A 24,301-nucleotide genomic window follows, 5' to 3' on the forward strand; every position below is an offset into this window, starting at 1 on the left:
GGGAGCGGTAACGGAAATGACTGAGAGTTAACTCTATCCATCGGTAACACTCATCTTTAGACTCCCAGCCAGGTTCTATGTCTGGGACATGTTCAAGGAAGTCGCTGACCTGATCCAGGGTCTTGATGAGTTTGGTGTTCATGATAATCTTCATCCTCTCATCATGAACGACATCCTGGACCTTTACAGGCTCAGTTCGTATTGGAAACCGGGCTTTTGTTCAGGCTCATTTTATATTGGAAGAGACTAAGCCTGTACATCTGTTACTAACTTCTACTATTCTCTGGCTGTTTTTATGTTTGTGAGCCGCTATGTTTCAACCATCTTCTTCCGATATTTCTACCATCGAGTTGCGTGTTGGTGAGCTTTATTGTCAGGCAGAAAGACATTTCCTTAAACGGTTTCCACGCCCAACCATCACGATGAATCTCAGGGGTGAAACCGCCGGCCAGGCCTGGACCGAAAAAAACCTGTTACGGCTGAACAAACAACTCTTTCTGGAGAACAGGGAGCACTTTCTGGAGCACACCATCGGCCATGAAGTAGCCCATCTGGTCGCCCATCAACTGTTTGGCAGAAACATACGTCCCCACGGTAAAGAATGGCAATTCATCATGGAGCAGGTGTTTCATTTGCCTGCCAATAGAACCCACAGCTACAACACTCAAAACGCCAGTAAACGACCATTTCTGTACAGTTGCAGCTGTGAAGGAAAGACTATTCCACTGAGTACTATTCGACACAATCGGGCCGTAAAAGGTACTGTTTACCTTTGTGCACAGTGCCGGGAGCCCTTGACTTTTGTGGAACAGATCAGCGCTTAAGACCTGGTTTTCTAAAAACGACCGAGCCTTAATGTATTCACCACCCGAAAAACGGATAAAAAACTCATCCTACTCGTCATTCGATACCTGAATCAGACCGCCAGACTGAGATAAAACAACAAACACCGACTATCTTTTGGAACGTTTCTGCTCAAGTTTATGTTTCCCTGCAGTTGATGCGACAGGATCTCTTTTCAAGTATTCACCGCATCAGAGGAATACAGGTACTTCTTATGCAACCAAGAAAAGTCTTCTGCTCAGTAATGTTAATACTATGTTCGATTTATTTCTCTACCGCTCAGTCCGATATCGTCAAGCAGTGTAGCTCTGAGTTTGCCAGCGTTGGCCAATGTGTCAGTACTGGCTGCAGCCATTGTCTGAAGGACCTCTGGACAACAGAACAGACAGCAGAACATATGGCTGAAGGTTTTTGCGCGGCATCCCTTATCTTTTCACCTCTCATTGCTTTATGTGCTGCCGCAACGGCCTCCATTTCCTACTGCAAACAAGCCATTGATGCCGTTAAAAAAGACTGTCCCGGTGACGAGAGTCAAGACAACCACATTTCAACCACTGGATACCACTTCGATGAAGTGGAGGTCTTCAATCAGCTATCCATCCAGCCCCATCAATTCATTATGGTGACTAGTGGAAGTTTTTTGAGCCAGTCGACCACAAGCAATGACGCAATAGAAAAAGTTAACTCTAGATTGACCACTTCAAGCTTGACAGAACTTATCAAACAACAAAACAGGCTGGCAGCAGAACATCAGGAGAGCCTCAATCCGTGGCACTCAGAAAAATATGTTAGAGGAAAGGCTACCCAAGGATTAAACAGAGAACTTTTACATCAGGTTGCCGAAAGCATTGCCAGTGCAGTCAACTATTTACATACAGTTGGTAATCCGCCTATTTTGCACATGAACATTTCACCCGAAAATATTTTAATCACCGAAGAGGGCACCGTTAAGCTGACAGGCTTCGAAAAAGCACTGTTCCTTTATTCTGACGGACTCAGGGATCAGCAGTATCTGCCCTTCGACTTCTGTAAAGCACCAGAACTGCATCAACAAGGTGGACTGCCTTCTCGGAAGGCAGATATTTGGTCCTATGGCAGTATGCTTTATGAGGCAGCTACTGGAGAAAAACTCTGCCTGTTTAAAACCCAAGGCGTTACTGTCGAACTGGAAAGTCAATTCAGTATTATTCAATTCATGACCACAATGGCTCTGGCCAATCCAAAGCTTTTGAATCCTGAGAACACTGAGTTGAGGGATCTATTGAAAAAAGTGCTGGCGGTGAGGCCTGAAAACCGGCCCTTTGCCTCAGAAGTGCTGCAGCACCCTTATATCAAACATACACCCTAGCCCGGAAAATTCATAAAGCCGCTTTCAACAGGTTCAAGACCACAGAAATACTGAAATGTTCGCTTTTTGATGTGTACGAAAATATTCGAACATCGCTCGTCGGCTTCTCGCTAGCTCTTTTTCCGCCGTGACAGCATTTTTACGACAGATCCATGCAATAAGCATGAATAGGTCGTAAAAATGTGCCAGCCTAAAAAATAGCAGAGTGAGAAGCTCGACACTTTATGAAATTTCCTGCCTAGCAATCTCAATACTTTTGGTCCTGAGAATGCTTGAAATCAATCAGAATATTGTAAGTGCTCAGAAAAATGAGCAGTTACAAACAATTAACGTCTGAAAACCAGCGCCTTTAAAGACGACTCAGGATTAATATCCTCAAATTCCGGAGGATTAGACAGGCGCTCAATAAACTTAAAGTCCGGTGCTTCTTCTTTCATTTCATCAATCAGAAAATCGGACGTCAGGTGAGGATCATTGACACACGCCAGAACCTGTCCCTCTTCTGTCAACAGTTCAGGCAAACGTCGAAGGATTTTCCGATAATCTCGGGTCAGCGCAAAGCTGCCTTTCTGAAAGGTAGGTGGGTCAATAATAATCAGATCATAAGGGCCCAGCTTACGAACCTTTCCCCAGGACTTGAAAAGGTCATGCCCAAGGAATTTAACCTGATTCAGATCATGTTTATTGAGTCGATGGTTTTCCCTGCCTCGTTCAAGGGCTGCCCTGGCCATGTCCAGGTTAACCACTCCGTCTGCGCCACCCGCCATGGCAGCCACTGAGAAACCACAGGTATAGGCAAACAGGTTCAGTACTTTCTTCCCTTCGGCATTATCCCTAACCCATTGCCGTCCATATCGCATATCCAGAAACAAGCCATTGTTCTGCTTCCTGCCCAGATCCAGTTGATAACTGAGCCCATTTTCTTTTACCTGCGGAAAGTCGTTCAGAGTTCCCCAAAGACATTCCAGTGGACTGCCTTCCCGATCCCTGTGATGTAACAACATGGATACAGCCCCACAAGCCTGCCACTGCTCAGTCTTTGCAAACCTGGAAAGCATTAGCTTTAGCTCAGAAAGTTCTTCCTGTTCGGGTTCCCTAAAAAGAGAAACCAGTAATTGATCATGAAGCCAGTCCACCGTCAGCTGCTCCAACCCAGGCCAGCATCGTCCCCGGCCATGAAACAGACGACGGACTTCCTGTGGAGGAGACGATAAAGCAGAGAGCAGGTGTTGTTCGAGTACTGGCAGGGACTCAGAATTCATATCAAACCGAAGAATAAATCAAAGGGAAGGCATTCTAGAATGAGCGCCAAGCCGGTATCAATGGAAATGAACCGGCTTGACTGATGAAGTTATGCCAACAGCCTACCAACCTCTTTATAACGAGGCTCATCCATGTACTCTCTCCGTCTTTTATGGCCAATCAGGTTCGAAGGTTCATAGTATTTACGGTCCTTATCCATATCATAACGGTAAGAAACATATGGATGCGGATCGCCAAAATAAACGTCTGTGTGCGGAAGTTGTCCCGGACGAATGTTGTTTCTTCTCAAAACTTCCTCTATTTCCCTGAGAGCATTGGCAATGTTCCCATTCTGAAAGCGGGGCAACTTATTTCCATCAGGGTGATCCAGGGAGTAAAGCGTAAACTGCCCACCCATATTGAGTCGCTCATGCGCCTTACCAACACTTCGGGACCAGGGATATGTCGATTTCCAGACAGGAAAAGGACAATTATTGCGGTGCAATATCTCTGCCACCAGTGGCCAGGCCTTCTCATAATCATGGGGATGAACACTGATTCTGAACTTGTTTGCCGTTTCGGTACCTGACCCTGAACTAGGCACATAGTCTCTGTCAGCCTGAGGGTCAGAGTAGGCCATAAAGCCCATAGCATCCTTGCCCCTGTATGAATGCTTCCTTGTATCAAGCCAGTCAAACTGTTGATATCGAAACTTATCATACTGACTGTTTTGCCGGGCATAATCCGGTTCAAAATGTCCCAGAAGATTCTCGCAGCAGTCGATCAGTATCTTATTCAAGGTCTGATCATTAACCCTGTCAGGACCAAATGCCTTGAATTGCAGGTAGAGTTCCTCCCGCACATGATTTCGATAATCATTCAATAGCTCGGGGGGAATATCTTCAGGTATGTTTTTTCCAGGTACTTTAGAATTGATGTAGCCCTTAAAATTGCCGCTTTCAGGCATCAAGTGCTGCAACTTGGGCTCCCACTCCCTCATAGCCTGACGAGTTTCTCTGCCTCTTACCATCAAATGAACAGCGTCATTCACCCAATCCTGATAGGCGGCGCCTTCCGGCATTTTGTCTCGATAGTAAAACTTTATTCCTGAATCACGGGCAATATGGAAATCTTCATCAGGAAAATAACCGGGCCTTTCTTTTTCCAGCGTCAGGTATTCAATGATCGAATCTGTTGGCGGAAACCAACCGTCCAGACCATAGTACTCACCTGTTTTTGGATCTCTCAGCAGGGTCATCAAACGATCTTCAGTCAGTTCCGGATGGTGTTTCCTGACTTCCACCAGCATAGGATCAAATGTTTCTCTTTGAAGATCAGACAATGGCAGAACCGGAGCAGGCTTTTCTGGCTCAATCGCTTTTGGCTTAGCAGGCTTACTTCTTCCGTACTCGACTTGCATAGACAAGGGAGCTCTTCTGTCACCAATCCCTTCCCCAGGTTTGCGATTTAAATGAACACCTGCCAGAAAATCCTGACTCTCGTTGGGCAACAGATTATGCCTTATATCAGGCGGCAGCCGATTAAAGTCCCGTTGCAGTACAATCACATCATCATGAGCCCAACGGTTTCGGAAATACCGAACACCCGATAACCCATCCCTATGTTCTCTGTATAAAGTGCGGTCGATATCATCTTCGACCCTGACAGAATCATTTCTATAGTGAAGAAATTGACTGCCTTCGATCTGTCGATCGAATTTGTGTCGCTCCGGTGCAGGTCTGGGACCGGGCCTGATACCCGCTTTCGTCAGACATTCTTCCAACTCAGCCAGTTTCGCCTGCCAGTGTGCCGTATCGCGATTGCCATACTCATCATCTTCATAAAGGTAAAGCGTAAATTCCTTACCCATCTGATCAGGGCTTTCCCGATTCTCCTGATCCAGAACCTTGGCGGCGTACATTCGGTTCTCCGGATTCATGATCCAGTCTTTGACAATAGGAAAGGCTTTGTTCAAATCCTCCCGATTGATCGAAAGGTGCATTTTCCATTTCTGGGTACCTTTCTCCATGATCAGGTCATGCTTGAAGGCCGGGCCATAACCACTGCGGGTATAAATCCGGTAGTTACCGTCTCGCAGATATTCAAAGTCTTTCTCAGCAAATCTGGGTTCATTACAGAGGTGATTGTAGGTCAGCTTGTCATCTTCCAACGGGATAAACTTGTCACCATTAGGAGCTACATGAACCTCATACCTCTGACGTTCAGGTAGCTGTTCTCCCCTCAAACTCATTTGCAGACTGACATTATGAAGACTTGGCAAGCTATGCAAGGAGAGAGGGGGCTCCTCTTCCTCCAACACCTTCTCAACTATGGGCTGTTCCAGAGCCCGGAACTGTTCAGCTCTCTTCTCAGCCAGCTTGCTATGCAACCTGTCCATGACGGTTGAGAAAGGACGAATCGTTTCTCTCAGTGGGTGCCCTGCCCCAGCAGTACTCATAAGTTGATTAAGTCTTCTGTTGAGCTCATGCGCTTTTGCAGTAAGAGCTTCGGTGTCTGGCCCTTCCCCGTTTTGCGTCAAAGTCACCAGAGCCTCAGTGATATTCTGAAATTCTTCATTGAGCTGTGGGCCGTGATGTTTGGGGTCCACAATATGGTGCCAGGCTAATTGACAGGCACGCTCAAGGTTTTCTGGTGTTTTTATGGGATTTTCTCTTGGAGAGGGAGGCGTCGGGGCAGAAGGAATACCCATTTCTTCCCGAATAAGTTCCAGATAGTCATCACAATGCTTCTTGATCAGAGTGAAGGCATTCCCCACCTCTCCTTCTAACTGATTGAAAGCTTTCAACTCCAGCCTGTTCTCCTCCAACCAGAACTGAATTGAAGCAGAGAATTGTATAAACTGGTTAAACAGTCTGGCGTCTGAAGAATGCAGAGCGAACAGCTTATAACTTTCACTGAGCAGTTGTGGCAGATCATCAATTTCCCTCTTGATTCTTTCAGGGTTACCTTCACGGACTGTCTGCACCATTTCATCAAGATACTCATGCATTCTCACCAGTTGACCACCGGGTGAATAGACCATCTCATCCAGCTTTTCTTTCAGACTGTGCACGGTCAACGAACTCAAATCCTTGTCAGTAACGGCTGCTATTCCACGGGTCGCGATACCAGCCTGTTCACATAACCCTTTGGTAGCCCGATACATCTGTGTCAGCTGCTTCTTCAAAGGCGCAAGATTCCTTGCCTCACCCTCACCGACCAGCCCAACATACCGGCCTGCTGAGGAGAGTGCGCTCCATAACATGCCAGACGGGGTTTCTGGCACTTTCAAATGACCATCATCTCCTACATCAGGCAACCCTGCCTCGAGCTTCTTTCCTTTAATGTCCTCGCAGTCTTTCTGCCAGGCTCTGATCGTTCCATACAGTTTGGGTAGTGCCGGGAGCATCTCTGCATTCCTTTTCAGAGAGTTGAACTGGGAGGGTCATCGGCCATGGTCCTGACATTTAAAGAACTTAAAGCCTGAAGCCGTTTGCATTAACAGTCTGAGCTGAAACCTTCACCAAGAATGAAAAAGCCTTTAGATCACTCATTTACTGACTTATTCCATTTTGACTGGGAATGCCGTGATTATTTCAATTTTTATCGACTACTACGAGAAAGCAGTCGAAATGAATGAATTCTTTGCATTCACTTTTTTAGTGCCTCTTCCCGGCCTTAACATTCTTTAATCCACTTCTCCTCAGGAGCTGATGACACAGTCATCTGCAAGATTGCCCCATGGAAAACAAAACCCAGCGAGTCTCCGAGATCAAGAGCATTGCCCTGGTCGCCCATGACAAAAAGAAAGAAGAGCTGGTCGACTGGGCCTACCGGTTCAGGGAAGGATTGATGGGTCATCAGCTTTATGCGACAGGGACTACTGGCGCTATTCTGGAAAAGCGTATTCAACTTCCCGTCTGCAAACTGGTCAGTGGCCCACTGGGAGGCGATCAACAGATCGGAGCCATGATCACGGAAAACAAACTCGACCTTCTGGTGTTTTTTCTGGATCCCATGCAATCCCAACCCCATGACCCTGACATCAAGGCACTCTTGAGAATTGCTGCTGTCTGGAACATCCCCTTCGCCTGTAACCAGAGCACAGCAGAATTTGTGATTTCATCCCCATTAATGAGCCGAGATCATGACCGGGTGGTACCGGACTATGAACAATATCTGTTAACCCGGCCTATTGAGTGAAAGCCGAAACAACAAACCCGGAAACCAAATCAACAAAAGTCTGCCCATACTTCTCAAGCTTGTACTCCCCCACCCCGGAAATATGAGAAAGTGCTTCCAGGCTGGTCGGTTTGACTTTCAGCATTTCGTACAAGGTTTTGTCATTGAGAATCACGTAGGCTGGCACGCCCTGCTCTTCCGCCAGTTCTTTTCGGCGGGCTCTCATGGCTTCCCAAAGTGGACGATCCTGGTCGTCGATGATGACTCTTCCCTGATCCACACTTTTGGTTTTGCGAGCCGCTTTTTCCGTTGCGTATTCGTAGCGGTCCTGACGGAGCAGCAATCGCTCATTGCCTTTTAGAAGTGGACGGCACTTTTCATTGAGTTTGAGTGCACCGTGCCCCTCTACATCAACATTGATAAAGCCTCGGGCGACAAGTTGACGGAATACGGAGCGCCATTCACTTTGTTTGAAATCACTGCCAATACCGAAGGTGCTCAATTGTCGATGACCGAATTGGCTGACTTTGGCTGTTTCCTTTCCCAACAAAACATCAACCAGATGAGAGACACCAAACATTTGTCCAGTTCGGTAGACACAGGAAAGCGCTTTTCGGGCTGCTTCAGTGCCATCCCAGGTGGTCACAGGTTCAAGACAAAGATCGCAGTTGCCGCATTTTTCTTTCAGAGGCTCATCAAAATATTCCAGCAATACCTGACGGCGACAACCCGTTACCTCACAGAGAGATAACATGGCTTCCAGCTTCTGCTGTTCAATTCTCTGGATTTCAGGAGCAGCCATAGAATTGGACTGTATTTGTCTTAGCAGCATGACATCCTGCAGGCCGTAAACCATCCATGCCGTTGCTGGGAGTCCATCACGCCCTGCCCGACCGGTTTCCTGATAATACGCCTCAATACTGCGAGGTAAGTCCAGATGAGCCACAAAACGAACATCAGGCTTATCGATTCCCATCCCGAATGCCAGAGTTGCAACAATAATCATGCCTTCTTCTTTCAGAAAGCGATGCTGATTGTTTTTGCGATCATGGGCTGTCATTCCGCCATGATAGGGCAATGCTTTTCGGCCTTGGGCATTGAGCCAGGCAGCGGTATCTTCAACACGTTTTCTGGAGAGGCAATAAACAATGCCCGAATCTTCAGGATGCTCTTTCTCAAGAAACCTCAGTAACTGTTGCTTGCCCTGCTTCTTCTGACTGATCCGATAAAAAATATTAGCCCGGTTGAAACTGTCCACGAACACTTTGGCCTGTTCCAGACCCAAACGCTCGATAATTTCCTGACGGGTTCTTTTATCCGCCGTGGCTGTCAGAGCAATTCTGGGAACGGAAGGGAAACGTGTTTTCAGAACAGATAGCTGAAGGTACTCAGGTCTAAAATCATGACCCCATTGGGACACACAGTGTGCTTCATCAATGGCAAACAGAGAGATACGAATCTGTTCCAGCTTCCTCTGCATCACTTCTGTCATCAGGCGCTCTGGTGCTACATACAGAAGATCGATATGACCCGTAAAAAGCTCCTGCTCGATTCGGTACTGTTCTTCCATTGAAATACCAGAGTGCAGACTTTCTGCACGAATCCCGATCTGTTTAAGATTACTGATCTGGTCTTCCATCAAAGCAATGAGAGGTGACACCACAATGGCTGTGCCCGGCATAACCAGTGCAGGCACCTGATAGCAAAGAGATTTACCGCCACCCGTTGGCATAAGCACCAATGCATCACGCCCTTCTGTGACCTCTCTGATCACCTCTCCCTGAAAGCCACGGAAAGTTTCGAATCCGAAAGTATTTTGCAAAACATCCAGAGCAGGATCAGTCATTACAGTCCAGTGCACATTTAAACGACGGTTATTAAATAATGATGAAGGCAAGCTCATCAGTATACCATTACAACAGACAGGAATCTTTCAGCAAACTGCTGTAAACTTCTGACCCTCAACTCAAACCGGATTTTCTTTCAATGCAGGACATCTGTTCTACACTGGATCCGCTGCTGGACAAGTACGCGGATGAAGACGCATTCACATTTCATGCAGTCCACGGCTTCTACACGGCCATGGCGATCAACCCCTTCGAACTGAAGGTCGATGAGCGCAATGAGATTCTGTTTGGCACTCCGGTCTCGCTCTCAAAAGATGATGGTGTGCAGCTGGAACAGGCACTGTCGCAACTCTCACGTACGATTGACCGTCAGTTCAATGAAGAAGAAGGTTTTGAACTCTCCTGCGAAGAATACGCAGACCCGGATGATGAAGATCTGATGGACTGGTGCTGTGGTTTTGTTCAAGCCCACATCATGAACGAAGCGCAATGGTTTCAGGAGAATGAACAGGAAGTCAGTGAGTTATTGCTGCCCATCATGCTGGGTTCAGGCCTGTTCGATGACGAGCCTGAGTTTGAAGCCATTCTGGAAGACGAACAGTTAACCGAAGATATGTGCAGCCAGATTCCTGAAGTCCTGATGGAACTCTATCTGCTGTTCAACTCCCCCGAAGAAGCCAGCAGCAAGCCTCCAGCCAATAAATCCAAGCAGGGCAGAAAAGGCCCTCCTCGCAAGCGTCGTTAAGACAATCAGCACTGCTCATCTACTTGAGCAGTGCATCTTAAGATTATGCGTCTGGCAAATGCTCCAGCAGGAAGCGACGAGTGTTATCCCCCATGACCTTTCTGATTTCCATTTCTGTGAAATTTTGCTGCATCATAATGTCAGTAAGCACTGCCAGCTCTGAAGCATCTATTGAGGTAGTCACTGAGCCGTCAAAGTCAGAACCCAGCACTACATGATCTTCTCCCAGCAAATCGATGGCGTACCGAAGTGTTTTAACGATGCCTTCTGGCGAGAAATCACAGACAGCATCCCAAAAACCAATCCCGACCAGCCCACCTTTTTCAGCGATGCGAACCATTAACTGATCAGAAATATTTCTGGGCGTATCGCAGGTTCCCTGCATGCCGGTATGAGAGATCACCACCGGAGTTTTGGACATTTCGATCACTTCATCCACAACGGATTCCGAAGAGTGAGAAAGGTCAATAATAATGCCCAGACGATTCATTTCGGCCAGTGCCTGACGGCCAAAAAAGCTCAGTCGAGAGCCACTTTCACCATGAAGAGAACCACCCAGACGATTATCGAAGAAATGATGCAGCCCCATCATTCGATAACCAGCGTCGTACAACTTCTGAATATTCCCCAGATCCCCATCCAGTGCATGAGACCCTTCTGTTCCCAGAAAAGAGGCCAATTGTTTACGACCCATTTCTCTGGCTCTGAGAACCTCATCAAGATCATTACGGGTACGAATCAAGCGAACCTTATCTGGATGAGCTTCTGCCAGTGTCTGCAGTTTGTCTGCCTGATACAGAGCCCTTTCAGACAGGCTCTGCCAGGTATCGCTGGGCCAGCCCTGAACCAGAGACAACAAAGTTATATTATCCAGGGCATCCGCCGAATTGGTGCTGTAATTGAGTCCACGGGGAGATTTGGTGACGACGGTAAAAGCCTGGATAGCCACATTGCCTTCGCGCAACCTGGGCAAATCAACGTGACCATAATCTGAACGTTCAGATAGATCACGACTCCAAAGCAAGCTGTCAGAATGCATATCAGCCACAATCATACTGTCATGTAATTTTCTGGCGGCTTCGGAAATCGTATAGGGAGAGTGCTGAGTGACCTGATTGTGTTGCTTTTCAACCATTGCAGGAGCAAACAACACCATCACGCCTACAGAGACCAATAACAACACACCAAGCAAAGTAAAAAACTTCTTCATGGGTCAGACTGCCAATTTATAATTATTGTAATTTTTACCCGTGAGGAGAGGACTTTCCTCACGGGTTGGCTTGGAGTCTGCCATAGAAGCGAGAGAGGCTCAAACAGACGTTTGAGATGGATCAAAAAGTGGTCAGTATGCAGAAGCTACTCTGGTAGCTTTACCGTTGGTTTTCACCCAGACTTCAACTCGACGATTCCTGATTTTACTCGCCAGACTGTCCGCAGACGACAAAGCCATATATTGGCCATAACCTCGGTGATCAATCTTTTTACGGGAAATGCCCGCCTTGATCAAAGCCCTTCTAACCACATCAGCCCTGAGCTTTGCCAGTAGATCGGCATTTCTGGAATGATCGCTTTGCTCTGCAAACCCTATCAGTAACACCTCACCAGGTTGACGCTCAATAAAACGGGCCAACCTTTCAATATCACTCACCGCCTTATTGTCCAATTGCGCACGCCCCTGGGCGAAACGAAAATTCACGGAAGCACGGTCATACTGATCCACAATCTGCTGATAATCCTGTGGGGCTGACTTTAAATCAGGCGTCATCAACTCTACCGTCTGATGAACGTATCCAACAGAAGCTACAACAGGCTGAGCCAAATCACTGGTTGCATAACGCAGGAAGTCCAGAGCATCAGGATCAGCGCCTTTCTCAGGCAGATACATATAAAGGCGACGGCTCAAAACGTAATCTTCAGTGGAAACATGAAGCAGTTCAGGCTTTAACGCAAGGTTCGTCCCTTCAGAAATCATCAGAGGCTTGGCTCTGCCAATGGTATTGAGGCTGACAAAGCCAATACCACCTGGGGTAGAGGACACTCGATCAGAAAGAACCGTATTGGACTCAAACCGTTCCGCTTTTGGAGACAACTTATATTTTTTAGCCAGCACCAGGTTCTTGAAAGTATCCCAGGTACCGGAGCGGTTATCACGGGCAAACAGGGAAACCGGTAAATCTGCACCTCCCAGTTCTTTCCAGTTGGTTATTTCACCGGAGAACAAACGGGCCACATCCTTGATATCCAGTTTTTCAACAGAATTCCCCGGATTCACTACAATGGCCAGTCCATCAATCCCCACAACATACTCAGCTTCACGGGTACTGAAGTCGCCCATTTCCGATAACATGGCCTGCTCTTTCGACTTGATAGCCCTTGAGGCTGCTGCAATCTGCCCCTTGCCATTAGCCAATGCTTTAAAACCACTGGAAGAACCATGGGCTGCAATATAAATGCTGGCCAGCTGGCCTTTGCTGGGCAGAAAACCTGTGACTTTTACTTCATTCTCATACCCTGTCGGAAAGATACCAACACTCTCTGCCCCGAGGTATTTCAGGTAAGACTCAGCCAAGGCTGGCCCGAGTTTGGCCCCCACGGTGTTGGAGCCATGAATAGAAAACAGCAATTCCTCCTGAGCCTGAGTTCCGACTGCAAAGAGGGACATCAATGAGGAGAACAGAAGAATTCGAAGGGTTCTTGTTATTGTCATAAGTTATTTTTCTGGGCACGGGGCTATTTTTTCGCAGAGTCTATCGGTGAAATATGACAGAAATATGACACTCTTTACCGATAACCGCCTGTCAGCCCCGCTTGACTCTCACTCTGTGGAAAAAGTCACATTGGCATTTATGCTGAGAGAATAAAGGAATATTCTCAGGAGTGAGGTTGTGGGCGATCCTATCAATAGTGGCGGAGCTTCTCCAATAAGCCAGTCACAAACAGCAGGCACAGAAAACCAGAAGCCAATTACCGAGCAGGTTACGGTCAATGACAAAACCTACAATGTTGGCAAGGCAAAAGTATGGGGACTTAGAATTGCTCGAGAACTATTCAGTGTCCATGGTTTGATCAAACCTGCTTACAATCATTTCCATGATAAGTTACATAGTCATCGCTCTGATGGGAATGTGGCAGGTACACCAACACCCCCTTCTACTCCTGTATTGGAAAGATCCGCCAGACCACTACCTGAACTACCAAACCAAGTTAATGATTTTGCAGGCTCCAATTCCCCCACTCTTTTTCAAGACTACGACAGCACTCCTGAAGCTGCACCACCCAAACCTCAAACAGCTGCTGAAGTGCTTCATGCTATCAGTTATGGTAATGACTTTAATAACGACGATGGTTTTTCACTTGATCTGTTCAGAGAAGGAGTAAATGACCTTCCTACCGACGAGATAAAAACATTACTGACAAAACACTCTGATGAACTTTTGAATGACCGGATAAAAGATACAGTCCGAGAAGTTTATGCCGAACGAAAAGTCTCGGAAGCATTATCTAACCCCAAGTTTAAGGATGACCCCCAAGGACTTAAAACAGAGCTTACGAATCATTATGGCCAGTTTCCTAAGCTACATGCCGCTATGCAAGCCGAAGTCAACAAACGCTTTGGTATTGAAGAAGCTCCAGAAACACGCTCACCTGAACTTCATGAGCTAACTCCAAATCTGCAAAGTCTATATAGTTCAAACAGTGGGGGACCACTCCAGCTAGATAAGGAGTTTCCCAAAGTCCCTAAAGATCCTGTAATAAATGAACAGTTCAATGATATTGAAGTAAGCAGTCCACTGATTCAGGGTAGAATTGACCAGAAAGATGACTTCAAATCTGAAGCTCATCCGAAATTTTCAAACATTCATCTAGGTAACACAGGCAAGGCTTTTGCACCAGGTGCTCCATATCATGCTGCAAAAATAGACCTTCCTGGAGGCTCCTTTGTTGCAGCTCAAGGACCACTTGAAAAAACGGAAACGAATTTCGTAAAACTGCTTGCTCATCATCGTCCACCCGTGTCCGTTTCTCTTGTCAATTCAGATGAGCTCACTGACCCTAAAATCTCAGGTCGTAGAAACACCAGGCGCTCCATTGAAATAGGTCCCAAGGAAGTCGGTGAAGAAAAGGACTATGGGGGCATCAAGGTAAAACTGGAAGGGAAATATGACTTTGATGGAGGCAGAGTAACTGTCAAACAGCTTTCCATCAATGGTGAAACCCAGTTCAGAGTATATGACAAAGGCTGGGAAGACCACTCCGCGGGCAACCCCGAAAGATTGGCTAAGCTCGCAGTACTTGTAGAAAAACTACGTCAACACCCCTCCGTTTCGGCCCGGACTGATAACCCTACTGTAGTTAATTGCAATGCGGGTGTAGGCAGAACAGGGACATTCGTTACTATCGATAACAGTCTAAGGGAATATCAGAAGACGGGACAGCCTCCACAGGATTATACTCAAACGATTACCACCGCTCGAAAGGTTAGAAACAGTTTCGTGCAAACAGCAGGACAGTTTAATACAGTCTCTGCGGTTCACAACAATTTCACTCGACTATTCGCTCCTCTTCTGGAAGAGGCTGATCTGACAGTTGCAACCCACTCTGAGAGCCCAATTACTCCTGAAGAGAGCATCGGGCCAGATGATAATGGACCAGAATTTAGCTCTGCAATTTATTCCACTGTCAACAAAGACGAGCGTGATGCTGAAAGGCTTAGAAAAGCCTCCCAGGATGAAAACTATGAAAACACCAGCTTTGGGCAGATAAGGGACTCTTCTATTGAAGAGGTACTGGAAGAGGACGACAACCTTGAACCACCACCAATCCTCACTCCAAGTCCTGCGCCTGATGATGTTGAAGTTCCTGACTCCCCCACTCTATCAAAGAGGACAGCATCTCTTCGTCCTAAAGATGCGAACCAGCTCCTAAATAAAATTACAGAAGGGGGTTATGGAAACTCTCCTGCATCATTCGATTCCCAAAAGCTAGTGACCGATCTTATTCCAGTCCTTCGCCAGGCAGACCAGGCACAATTCACGGAACTTCTTAATTACACTGAAACCCTGAAAAGCACCCCTGGATGGCAAGAGGTTGGCCTGGCGGCTGAGCAAGCCATCAATGACCACATACAAAACAGATCACCCAATGCCGTTGATCAACTCAACCGTCCTGGTGGACAAGTTCGCAGCTGAATGGTTTCTTGAGGCAAAAAAATACCGGCACCCAGCCGGTATTTTTATATAAGCTATTCGTTAATTCGAAGGAATCCCATCCAGTGCATCCACCACATCTTCCAGTTCAGCAATGGTCTGCCGGATCAATTGTTTGTACTGGGAGGCGTCCAGCTTCTGCACTTCACCCTTTAGATGATTACGAGCACCATCAATGGTAAAGCGTTTATCGTAGAGTAAGCTGCGAATTTGCCGGATCAGCAAGACATCCTGACGCCGGTAGTAACGGCGGTTGCCTCGCCTTACCGGTTTCAGTTGCGAAAATTCCTGTTCCCAATATCGAAGGACATGGGATTTTACCTGACACAAGTCGCTTACTTCACCAATGGTGAAGTAACGCTTGCCGGGAATAACAGGGAGATCACTCTTCCTGAGCTCTGTTTCCTGCATAGGCCTCAACTCGTGCCCTGAGTTTCTGACCGGGCCTGAAGGTTACCACCCTGCGGGGAGAAATCGGAATTTCTTCACCGGTTTTGGGGTTTCGGCCGGGTCGCTGGCTTTTGTCTCTCAGCTCGAAGTTTCCGAAGCCGGACAACTTGACCTGTTCATTATTCTCTAATGCCTGACGGATCTGTTCGAAAAAATGCTCGACCATATCCTTGGCTTCGCGCTTGTTCAAGCCGAGTTCTTCATGAAGACGCTCGGCTATATCAGCTTTCGTCAGAGCTCCCATGGATGACTTCCCGCTCTCTTATAACCCGGAGCGCCCTGCCTGAGAGCCTGAAATTGAATAAACAGGCTCTTAAAAATCAGAAGAACGCTCACTGTGGCTGATTAGCTACGGAGGCTGGCTCCAAATTCAGAGGCCAACCGACTTACGATACCGTCAATCAACTGATTAACTTCTTCGTCTTTTAGAGTGCGGGAAGCGTGCTGTAAGGTCAAGCCCAAAGCGAGACTCTTATGACCTTCTTCAATGCCTTTACCGGCATAAACATCAAAAATGCGAACATCTTTCAGCAGTTCAGACGCTTCTTCCCGGATCACCTGGTTCAGACTGTCTGCAGCGACTTCCTGCTTGACGATCAGAGCCAGGTCACGACGCACTTCAGGGAACTTGGACAGTGGGGTGAACTGAGTCACTTTACCCTGACAAATCACTTCCAGGTTGGCTTCAAACATCAGCACGGAACCATCCAGCCCCAGCTCTTTAGCCAGACTTGGGTGCAGAGCACCAATATGGCCAATAACCTTGTCATCACGAACAAGAGACGCACACTGACCAGGATGCATAGCGTCATGAATGCCTTTTTCAAAGCGGAAGTCACCCGCAGCACCGCCCAGTTCCAGCAGAGCTTCCACATCCCCTTTCAGGTCGTAGAAGTCTACAGGCTCAGCCTTGATCGCCCAGCTTTCAGGATAACGACTGCCGGTAATCACGGCAGCAATCTGGTTTTCCTGTCTCAGTACTTCACCTTCGCGAACAAAAGTCTGGCCCGTTTCAAACAGACGAACACGACTCTGCTGACGATTCAGGTTGTAGCTGACGGTTTTTACCAGACCCGGCAGCAGGGTTGTGCGCATAACAGACAAGTCGCTGGCAATAGGATTCGCCAGAGCTACGGCTTCACGCGTAGGATCAAACAGTTGATGCAACTTGGGATCGATAAAGCTGAAAGAAACCGCTTCCTGATAGCCACGCCCTACCAGAATACGACGAATGTCAGATTCTTTGACTTTATCTTCGTCTACCTGCTTGAGTTTCAGCAGTGCGGTTGGAATGGTTTCTGGCAGACGCTCATAGCCGTAGATTCGACCCAGCTCTTCCACCAGATCTTCTTCAATGGAGATGTCAAAGCGCCAGCTCGGCACTGAAACAGTCCATTCACCTTCTGCAATAGAGGCCATCTCCAAACCGAGACGTGTGAGCAGTGCTTCAATCAGATCATTTTCAATGGTGATGCCCAGCAGAGAAGCTACTTTCTCGGCTCTCAGGGTCACAGTGCTCAGAGAAGGCAGATTCTCTTCGCTCACCACTTCAGAAACAGGGCCTGGCTGACCACCACAGATTTCAAGAATCAGAGCAGTGGCTCTTTCAATAGCCTTGCGCTGCAACTGGAAGTCCACACCACGCTCAAAGCGGTGAGAAGCATCTGTGTGCAAACCGTAAGAACGAGCCTTACCGGCAATGGTAATCGGATCAAAGAAAGCCGCTTCCAGCAGCACGTTGCGAGTAGTCTGGGAAACACCAGAACCTTCGCCACCCATGACACCGGCAATACCCAGGGCATGCTTTTCATCAGCAATGACCAGAGTCTCGGTGTTCATGCTGACTTCCTGACCGTCCAGCAGCACCAGCTTTTCTTCAGCATTGGCTTTACGAACAATCAGGGAACCGTTCAGGGTATCCAGGTCGTAACCGTGCATGGGCTGACCCAGCTCCAGCATGACGTAAGCAGTCACATCCACTACAGGATCAATGGAACGGATACCGGAACGACGCAGACGCTCAACCATCCACAGAGGTGTAGGCTTGGTGACGTCAACATCTTTCAGGACACGGGTGAGGAATCGAGGCGCACCGTCTTTGGAATCAACAGTCACCTTGAAAGTGTCGTCAATGGCAGGAGCCACTGGCTCAACCTGTACTTCACTGACATCGGCCAGGAAGTTTGCACTGACTTCACGGGCCAGACCGGCAATGCTCAGACAGTCACCCCGGTTAGGCGTCAGGTCTACATCAATAATCTTGTCATTCAGGTTCAGGTATTCACGAATATCCTGACCCACTGTAGCGGCACCCGGCAGCTCCATCAGGCCATCGGAAGATTCCGCCATGCCCAGCTCTTCTTCCGCACAGAGCATGCCGAAAGATTCAACACCGCGCAGTTTGGCTTTTTTGATTTTGAAGTTACCTGGCAGGACAGCACCCACTGTCGCAAAAGGTACACGAATACCTACGCGCGCATTAGGAGCACCACAAACTACCTGAAACTCCTCTGAGCCTGTGCTTACGCGAGTGACACGTAATTTATCTGCATCCGGGTGCTGTTCGCAGGCAACTATCTCACCCACAACAACACCGGAAAACTCGCCAGCAACCGGATCAACGTCGTCCACTTCCAGGCCGGCCATGGTGATTTTGTCCACCAGCTCCTGGGTACCCACTTCCAGGGCAACCCATTCACGCAACCATAGTTCACTGAATTTCATAGGCTTTTCTCAACTCCGTTATTCGATCTAATCGTTAAAAACTTTTCAGTAAAACCGTTAGTTGAACTGGCTCAGGAAGCGCAGGTCATTATCGAAGAACTGACGTAAGTCATTTACGCCGTAACGGAGCATGGCAAAACGTTCTACACCCAGACCAAAGGCAAAGCCGGTGTATTTGCTGGTATCAATACCGGAGTATTCGAACACTTTGGGATGAACCATGCCGCAACCCAGCACTTCCAGCCACTTGATGGAACCGTCTTCGTTACGTCCCCATTCTATATCCACTTCTGCAGAAGGTTCGGTGAACGGGAAGTACGAAGGACGGAAGCGAACTTGCAGATCGTCACGCTCAAAGAAAACACGCAGGAAGTCACTGAGGACACTCTTGAGATCCGCAAAACTTACTTTCTCAGCTACATACAGGCCTTCAACCTGATGGAACATCGGGCTGTGGGTCTGGTCAGAGTCGCAACGGTAAACCTTGCCCGGGCAGACAATAGCAATCGGTGGTTTTTCACCGGCTTTCGCCAGAGCTTCCATGACACGGACCTGAACCGGAGAAGTGTGGGTTCTCAGAACGGTGCTGTCATTGAAGTAGAAGGTATCGTGCATAGCACGAGCCGGGTGGTGGCCCGGAATATTCAGGGCTTCGAAGTTATGATAATCGTCTTCGATCTCAGGACCCTGGGCCACTTCAAAGCCGATATTACCGAAGTAATCGGTAATACGCTCCATGGTACGGGTAATAGGATGCACCGTACCCAGATCCTGACTGCGGCCAGACAGGGTCACATCAATGGTTTCACTGGCCAGACGGGCTTCCAGAGCCGCTTTCTCCAGACCTTCACGTTTCACGTTCAGGGCAGCCTGAACCTGCTGTTTGGCTTCGTTAATAAAGCCACCCGCCTTCGGACGTTCTTCCGGGGACAATTTGCCCAGGCCTTTCAACAGCTGGGTCAGCTCGCCTTTTTTGCCTAGAAATCGAACCCGAACCTGGTCCAGATCAGCTGCATTGGCGGCTGATTCAACTTCAGTCAGAGCAGAGGTGACTATGGGTGAAACAAGTGTTTCCAGATTCTCCATGGGATTCCCGATAACCGATGCGTACAGAAAACAAACCGCCAATTCTAGCGGTTGAGAACAGTTTTGAATAGATGCATTTGCTGAACTATCAACAGATAGAATCGAGAAGGACTCTCAGATTACCCCGAAATCCAAAATTCAGGCTTATTCATTCAAGGGCGCTTGTTGAGCCATCTGTTTGGCCACTTCTAACACCAGCATACGCATTTCAGCCACCTGACCGGGATAACTCATTCTGCCGACATCACGCATCAGGTTAAAAGCTCCCTTCTCAATCGTCCCTTTTCTGTTTCGCATTTCAAACTCACCAGAAAGAACAAGAGTGCCATCATCACTGAAATCAAGACGATAAACCTGCATAGCCACAGACCAGTCACCTTGCCTGTTCGCCAGCACCTGATTCATTTGCTGTTGAATCAAACCGGCCAGAGCCAGATCAAGACGCTCCGCCCAGTAGTAACGACGACTGAATTGAACTTCGTTATTATCCAACATAATGGCCAATTGAGGCTGCTGGAGATAACTGGCCAACCTGACAGAGACTTTCTTCACCGGCCCGCCCACCGTAAGGATTTCTGTACCCGGATTGAGCAAAAGATAAGTAGGTGGCGAGGGACTGCTGCAGGCCATCAGGAAAACAGCAATGGGGAAAACGAGGTACCTGAACACACTACTCTCCCACTAACGGTCCTGACCAAATATCAGGGCATTGGGCTTTTCATTCAGAGTCCTGATCAGCGACTGCATCTGCCAGAGCAAATCCTGAACACTTCGCACGGAATCACTCAGACCAGGGTATAAAGCCCCCTGACTCGAGTAATCTTCAAGCAGTTGTTGCAAGCTCTGAACACTCTGATCCAGTCGGCCAGGCAGTTGACGCATAGACGGATCATTCACCAGACCACGGGTATCATTAGCCAGAGCCCTGATGCTGACCAGGGTTTCAGCCAGGGGTAAAGCCTTGAGCTTGGCCAGAATGGCACTGGCATCTTCTTTATAACGGACAATATCGCTTTTGATCGTAGGCAGGACTTTATAGCCTTCAATCGTTTCAATACTGACATCCGGTGTATCCGGGTAAAAATCCATATCCACCAGCATACTGCCAGTAATCAGATTGCCTGTTTTCAAAGATGCTCTTAGCCCTTCATGAATGCTCTGGTCCATCATTTTTGCAAATGTTTCCGGGGAGGTTTTCTCCTTTCCTCGAGTCACCCTCTCCAACTCAAAATCAATCAATACGGGAATACTGCGACTCTCAGGCTTTATCTCTTCATAAGTTTCAGGCAGCACTCCCAGGGCCACTTCCTTTACTGTTCCCACCCGAATTCCCCGATACTCAACAGGTGCCCCTGCCGTCAGCCCACGGATCGATTCATCAAACATCAGCAGATATTTAATGACCACTTTGTATTGCCGTTCACGGGTGCTGTCTGAATCCTGATAGAGACGGAACTGATGATGACCTTTTACAGGTTCTCCTGGATCAAGACCTTCAGGCACATCAAAAGCAACACCTCCGGAGATAAGCGACATCAGGCTGCCGACCTCAACCCTGAAACCGTCTGGCCCCGTCTTCAAACTGACACCACTGGCGTTCCAGAACTGTGTCCGGGTAGTCACCAGCCGATCATAAGGGGCACTGATAAAAGCCTGATAATCAACCTCACGCCTCTCAACATCCAGATTCACTGTCTCAAGTCGTCCCACCTCAAAACCATGATAAAGCACGGGATCGCCGACCTTCAGTGAGTTAGCCTGCTGACTCTTGAGTTTCAACCGAATTCCCTTGGTACTGGAATCCGTTACCGGTTGTTGTTCATAGCCCTGAAAGGATCTGGTTCCTTCACTCCCAGAGCCCGGATCGACTGTAATATAAGCACCCGAAAGCAATGTTCCCAACCCGGAAACACCGCCCACTCCTACTCTTGGGCGAACTACCCAGAAGCGACTCGAATCCTTCAATAATGGCTCGCCCGCTTTCTCCATTTGAACTTGAACAACTACCCCGTTCAGAGTGTCATTCAAAGCAACTTTTTCTACGACACCGATGATGACATCACGAAACCTGACCTGAGTCTTTCCTTCAATCACTCCCTCAGCGGTTTTGAAATGGATAGAAACAACAGGACCTAGTGTCGCATAGTGATACCAGACCATAGAGATACCAATGGCTATGGCCACTATGGGTAATATCAGCACAGAGGAGAACCTGCCGGTTTTCACCACTCTCGCCGCTTCAAGAGGTTCTTCACTCATCGCTCTGACCTGTCACAGAGGGAGCAAACTGCCACAACGAGCGAACATCAAAATGATCCGCTGCCAGCATAGTCAGCACCACGACACCAAAAAATGCCAGAATTCCTGGCTCTGCCGTCAAAGAGGCCACACCACCGAACTGCACAACCGAGACCAGTATGGCCACAACAAACACATCTATCATGGACCAGCGGCCAACAATCTCGACCCATCGATAAAGCTTTGTCAGATCAGCGGGTCGTTCCAGCAGCTCCATTTTGACTAACAGACAGAGATAACCCAGAGCCAGTATTTTTGCGATGGGAATGACAATACTGGCCATGAAAATCACACCCGCCACCAGCCAGGAACCATGACTCCAAAGCAGAATGACGCTGCCCAGAATGGTTACAGTATCTTCCTGTCCGAACATGAAGGTCTTGGTAATGGGCAAAAGATTGGCTGGCACATAAAGAAGACATGCTGTGAACAGGTATGAGCAGCATTTCTGCAAACTGTATTTCTTCGGGCTTTCAGGCAGAACCGTTGCCACACCAATATTCTGCAACTGCCTTTTATCCAGGCTCAGGACAATGCCTATGACACAGCTACTCAGACCGATGTAACACCAGAATGAAGACCCCATTTGAATATCAGCAAGACTGGAGAGTTTGATTAATGAAACCAGCACACCAATGATAAAGACTTCAGCCATACTCCATTGCTGCATACGCATCACACAATGCATCAATCCAGATGTACCCGGAAATGCTGACCCGCCCAACCTGTATGGCAATAAACCATAAAGCATCGACAAACAGATGATTGCCGGCAAGAGCAACGTAAACACGGTCAGAATCAGAGATAACAGCCCATAACCTGACTGCCATATCATGAAAATTGCTGAAGGAAGTGTCACAGTCTGAACGATGCCGTGGGATTGCAGCGAAAGAAAAGGAAAAACCAGAGAGAGAAACAGAAATACCAGGCCAGAAAGAGAGAAAGACATCAGACAATTCAGCCACTGTCTTCTGCAAACACTGAGCACACCGCCACACCGACAACAGAGTAAACGATGGCCTTCATTCAATGGCTTATATGTCTGGTCAAGACCGCAGTCATGACAAGTTATGACGCTCATAGCAGGACCAGTAAGAAGACGACCCACGTGAAGTATCGGACTGACAGCAAACAAACAGAATCAGGTTAGCACATAAAATATTTATTCATATTCAGTTCTTGCCATTGTTGTCAGGGTGACATTCTTCCCTCTCAATAGACAGAATCTGTTTGGAGCAGAGGGCATTCAAGTGTAATGTCTGGGAAAGCTGAAAACACGGATAGGGAACTCAAGATAATGAAGCCTGGTATCGACCTCTACACCGCCGCCACCCCCAATGGCCACAAAGCTTCTGTGACCCTGGAAGAATTAGGATTAGAGTACAACATTCATCGGATCAATCTGATGGATGGTGAGCAAAAGCAACCTGATTTTCTGGCCATGAACCCGAACGGACGTATTCCTGTCATTGTGGATCGTGACGCTGATGATTTTGCGGTATTCGAATCAGGTGCCATTATGATCTATCTGGCCGAGAAAACCGGCAAACTGTTACCCTCTGATCCAAAAGGTCGCAGCCAGGTCATTCAATGGCTGATGTTCCAGATGGGCGGCGTGGGCCCCATGATGGGCCAGGCCAATGTGTTTTTCCGATACTTCCCGGAAAAGATTCAACCCGCCATTGACCGCTATCAGAACGAAACTCATCGTTTACTCAACGTCTTGAACGGACATCTTGAGGAAAATGAGTTCCTCGCTGGCGACTTCAGTATTGCTGACATTGCCAACTGGTGCTGGGCCAGAACCAGCAGCTGGTCCGGTGTTGAGATTGATGACCTGCCCCATCTTCAACGCTGGATTGACCAGATTCAGGCACGTCCCGCCTGCGCCAGAGGCGTAGAAGTACCGCCCAGAGCCGATGCCGAAACGGTAGTGACCAGCGGCAAAAGCATGATCATCAAGTAGGCCTTCCCGTTACGATATAAACCGTTAAGTTTCCCCCCTCATTTATCCTGAGGGGGAATTGCTTTAAAATCCCCACCTGATTTCAAAAACCTCCCAGAATGATCTATGCAATTTTTTGTTAATGACCAGCCCCTGAGCTCGGAAATCCCTCTAACGCTCACCCAGATGCTGGAACAGATCAATCAGGCTGAGAAAGGTGTAGCACTGGCCGTCAATAAACAGATTGTCAGCCGCTCCCAATGGCCCCAGAAAAAAGTAGAAGAAGGTGACCGCATCACCCTGATCAAAGCCACCGCAGGTGGTTAATAAACGATGCCTATAGCGAATAAAGAAACGCTTGGAATTACAGACAATTTTTAGGAC

19 protein-coding genes are annotated in these 24,301 nt (G+C 47.9%); 7 read left to right on the forward strand and 12 right to left on the reverse strand.

Going from position 1 to position 24,301, the window contains the following annotated elements:
• The first annotated feature begins 311 nt into the window (after positions 1–311).
• Positions 312–824: a SprT family zinc-dependent metalloprotease gene (locus tag WG89_RS24015; protein WP_062270246.1), complete on the forward strand. Its 513-nt coding sequence runs from the start codon at positions 312–314 to the stop codon at positions 822–824.
• Positions 825–1,240: 416 nt separating this feature from the next.
• Entirely contained in the window at positions 1,241–2,191 is a 951-nt protein-coding gene (locus tag WG89_RS24020) for a protein kinase domain-containing protein (RefSeq protein WP_062270247.1), read from the forward strand.
• Positions 2,192–2,517: 326 nt separating this feature from the next.
• On the opposite strand, the gene WG89_RS24025 is transcribed toward WG89_RS24020, so the two are convergent.
• Both WG89_RS24025 and WG89_RS24030 read right to left on the reverse strand, forming a co-directional pair.
• A complete protein-coding gene (locus WG89_RS24025; RefSeq protein ID WP_062270248.1) occupies positions 2,518–3,453 on the reverse strand; it encodes a class I SAM-dependent methyltransferase in 936 nt (311 codons plus the stop codon).
• A gap of 89 nt (positions 3,454–3,542) precedes the next feature.
• A complete protein-coding gene (locus WG89_RS24030) occupies positions 3,543–6,842 on the reverse strand; it encodes a hypothetical protein (protein ID WP_062270249.1) in 3,300 nt (1,099 codons plus the stop codon).
• Positions 6,843–7,174: 332 nt separating this feature from the next.
• Here WG89_RS24030 and WG89_RS24035 point away from each other — a divergent pair, with 332 nt between their 5' ends.
• Entirely contained in the window at positions 7,175–7,636 is a 462-nt protein-coding gene (locus WG89_RS24035; protein WP_062270250.1) for a methylglyoxal synthase, read from the forward strand.
• Here WG89_RS24035 and recQ read toward each other — a convergent pair.
• The gene (gene recQ / locus WG89_RS24040; RefSeq protein ID WP_342669274.1) at positions 7,626–9,518 is read right to left on the reverse strand and encodes a DNA helicase RecQ; all 1,893 of its coding nucleotides are present in this window, start codon (positions 9,516–9,518) and stop codon (positions 7,626–7,628) included. The genes WG89_RS24035 and recQ overlap by 11 nt on opposite strands.
• An 83-nt stretch (positions 9,519–9,601) precedes the next feature.
• Here recQ and WG89_RS24045 point away from each other — a divergent pair, with 83 nt between their 5' ends.
• Positions 9,602–10,207 (forward strand): YecA/YgfB family protein, encoded by a 606-nt coding sequence (locus WG89_RS24045; protein WP_062270252.1) that lies wholly within the window; start codon positions 9,602–9,604, stop codon positions 10,205–10,207.
• Positions 10,208–10,250: 43 nt separating this feature from the next.
• Here the strand turns inward: WG89_RS24045 and WG89_RS24050 are convergent, their stop codons facing one another.
• The gene (locus tag WG89_RS24050; RefSeq protein WP_062270253.1) at positions 10,251–11,417 is read right to left on the reverse strand and encodes a dipeptidase; all 1,167 of its coding nucleotides are present in this window, start codon (positions 11,415–11,417) and stop codon (positions 10,251–10,253) included.
• 132 nt (positions 11,418–11,549) lie between these two features.
• Positions 11,550–12,914: a phosphate ABC transporter substrate-binding/OmpA family protein gene (locus tag WG89_RS24055; protein WP_062270254.1), complete on the reverse strand. Its 1,365-nt coding sequence runs from the start codon at positions 12,912–12,914 to the stop codon at positions 11,550–11,552.
• 355 nt (positions 12,915–13,269) lie between these two features.
• Here WG89_RS24055 and WG89_RS24060 point away from each other — a divergent pair, with 355 nt between their 5' ends.
• Positions 13,270–15,396, forward strand: coding sequence for a tyrosine-protein phosphatase (locus tag WG89_RS24060; protein ID WP_172806909.1), 2,127 nt, complete (start codon positions 13,270–13,272; stop codon positions 15,394–15,396).
• Positions 15,397–15,456: 60 nt separating this feature from the next.
• Here WG89_RS24060 and WG89_RS24065 read toward each other — a convergent pair whose 3' ends face one another.
• From WG89_RS24065 to WG89_RS29660, 7 genes are all read right to left on the reverse strand, one after another.
• Positions 15,457–15,825, reverse strand: a complete 369-nt coding sequence (locus WG89_RS24065; RefSeq protein ID WP_062270256.1) for a MerR family transcriptional regulator — start codon at positions 15,823–15,825, stop codon at positions 15,457–15,459.
• A complete protein-coding gene (ihfA, locus tag WG89_RS24070; RefSeq protein ID WP_062270257.1) occupies positions 15,797–16,108 on the reverse strand; it encodes an integration host factor subunit alpha in 312 nt (103 codons plus the stop codon). The genes WG89_RS24065 and ihfA overlap by 29 nt, the downstream gene beginning before the upstream one ends.
• Before the next feature lie 101 nt (positions 16,109–16,209).
• Positions 16,210–18,588 (reverse strand): phenylalanine--tRNA ligase subunit beta, encoded by a 2,379-nt coding sequence (pheT, locus tag WG89_RS24075; RefSeq protein ID WP_062270258.1) that lies wholly within the window; start codon positions 18,586–18,588, stop codon positions 16,210–16,212.
• A 57-nt stretch (positions 18,589–18,645) separates the two neighbouring features.
• Positions 18,646–19,674 (reverse strand): phenylalanine--tRNA ligase subunit alpha, encoded by a 1,029-nt coding sequence (gene pheS / locus WG89_RS24080; protein ID WP_062270259.1) that lies wholly within the window; start codon positions 19,672–19,674, stop codon positions 18,646–18,648.
• A gap of 144 nt (positions 19,675–19,818) precedes the next feature.
• On the reverse strand, positions 19,819–20,343 hold the full coding sequence (locus tag WG89_RS24085; protein ID WP_153301798.1) for a PqiC family protein: 525 nt from the start codon (positions 20,341–20,343) through the stop codon (positions 19,819–19,821).
• A 12-nt stretch (positions 20,344–20,355) separates the two neighbouring features.
• Positions 20,356–21,933, reverse strand: coding sequence for an intermembrane transport protein PqiB (pqiB, locus tag WG89_RS24090; RefSeq protein ID WP_062270261.1), 1,578 nt, complete (start codon positions 21,931–21,933; stop codon positions 20,356–20,358).
• Complete coding sequence (locus WG89_RS29660; RefSeq protein ID WP_079254018.1) at positions 21,926–23,053, reverse strand: paraquat-inducible protein A; 1,128 nt, start codon at positions 23,051–23,053, stop codon at positions 21,926–21,928. Before WG89_RS29660 ends, pqiB begins: the two co-directional genes overlap by 8 nt.
• Positions 23,054–23,227: 174 nt before the next feature.
• Here WG89_RS29660 and WG89_RS24105 point away from each other — a divergent pair, with 174 nt between their 5' ends.
• Both WG89_RS24105 and thiS read left to right on the forward strand, forming a co-directional pair.
• Positions 23,228–23,938 carry a glutathione S-transferase family protein gene (locus WG89_RS24105; RefSeq protein ID WP_245662972.1) on the forward strand — a complete coding sequence of 237 codons (711 nt, stop codon included), beginning with the start codon at positions 23,228–23,230 and terminating at the stop codon, positions 23,936–23,938.
• A 105-nt stretch (positions 23,939–24,043) separates the two neighbouring features.
• Entirely contained in the window at positions 24,044–24,244 is a 201-nt protein-coding gene (gene thiS, locus WG89_RS24110; protein WP_062270264.1) for a sulfur carrier protein ThiS, read from the forward strand.
• The last annotated feature ends 57 nt before the right edge of the window (positions 24,245–24,301 follow it).

The sequence above is a fragment of the Endozoicomonas arenosclerae genome, from assembly GCF_001562015.1.
Lineage (GTDB): Bacteria > Pseudomonadota > Gammaproteobacteria > Pseudomonadales > Endozoicomonadaceae > Endozoicomonas_A > Endozoicomonas_A arenosclerae.

What these genes read in the sequence shown, in the direction of transcription:
- pheS (WP_062270259.1), bottom strand. Translation starts at nt 19,674, where the DNA reads ATGGAGAATCTGGAAACACTTGTTTCACCCATAGTCACCTCTGCTCTG.
- WG89_RS24055 (WP_062270254.1), bottom strand. Translation starts at nt 12,914, where the DNA reads ATGACAATAACAAGAACCCTTCGAATTCTTCTGTTCTCCTCATTGATG.
- WG89_RS24015 (WP_062270246.1), top strand. Translation starts at nt 312, where the DNA reads ATGTTTCAACCATCTTCTTCCGATATTTCTACCATCGAGTTGCGTGTT.
- WG89_RS24105 (WP_245662972.1), top strand. Translation starts at nt 23,228, where the DNA reads ATGTCTGGGAAAGCTGAAAACACGGATAGGGAACTCAAGATAATGAAG.
- WG89_RS24050 (WP_062270253.1), bottom strand. Translation starts at nt 11,417, where the DNA reads ATGAAGAAGTTTTTTACTTTGCTTGGTGTGTTGTTATTGGTCTCTGTA.
- ihfA (WP_062270257.1), bottom strand. Translation starts at nt 16,108, where the DNA reads ATGGGAGCTCTGACGAAAGCTGATATAGCCGAGCGTCTTCATGAAGAA.
- WG89_RS24035 (WP_062270250.1), top strand. Translation starts at nt 7,175, where the DNA reads ATGGAAAACAAAACCCAGCGAGTCTCCGAGATCAAGAGCATTGCCCTG.
- recQ (WP_342669274.1), bottom strand. Translation starts at nt 9,518, where the DNA reads ATGAGCTTGCCTTCATCATTATTTAATAACCGTCGTTTAAATGTGCAC.
- WG89_RS24030 (WP_062270249.1), bottom strand. Translation starts at nt 6,842, where the DNA reads ATGCTCCCGGCACTACCCAAACTGTATGGAACGATCAGAGCCTGGCAG.
- pqiB (WP_062270261.1), bottom strand. Translation starts at nt 21,933, where the DNA reads ATGAGTGAAGAACCTCTTGAAGCGGCGAGAGTGGTGAAAACCGGCAGG.
- WG89_RS24065 (WP_062270256.1), bottom strand. Translation starts at nt 15,825, where the DNA reads ATGCAGGAAACAGAGCTCAGGAAGAGTGATCTCCCTGTTATTCCCGGC.
- WG89_RS24045 (WP_062270252.1), top strand. Translation starts at nt 9,602, where the DNA reads ATGCAGGACATCTGTTCTACACTGGATCCGCTGCTGGACAAGTACGCG.
- WG89_RS24025 (WP_062270248.1), bottom strand. Translation starts at nt 3,453, where the DNA reads ATGAATTCTGAGTCCCTGCCAGTACTCGAACAACACCTGCTCTCTGCT.
- thiS (WP_062270264.1), top strand. Translation starts at nt 24,044, where the DNA reads ATGCAATTTTTTGTTAATGACCAGCCCCTGAGCTCGGAAATCCCTCTA.
- pheT (WP_062270258.1), bottom strand. Translation starts at nt 18,588, where the DNA reads ATGAAATTCAGTGAACTATGGTTGCGTGAATGGGTTGCCCTGGAAGTG.
- WG89_RS29660 (WP_079254018.1), bottom strand. Translation starts at nt 23,053, where the DNA reads ATGAGCGTCATAACTTGTCATGACTGCGGTCTTGACCAGACATATAAG.
- WG89_RS24020 (WP_062270247.1), top strand. Translation starts at nt 1,241, where the DNA reads ATGGCTGAAGGTTTTTGCGCGGCATCCCTTATCTTTTCACCTCTCATT.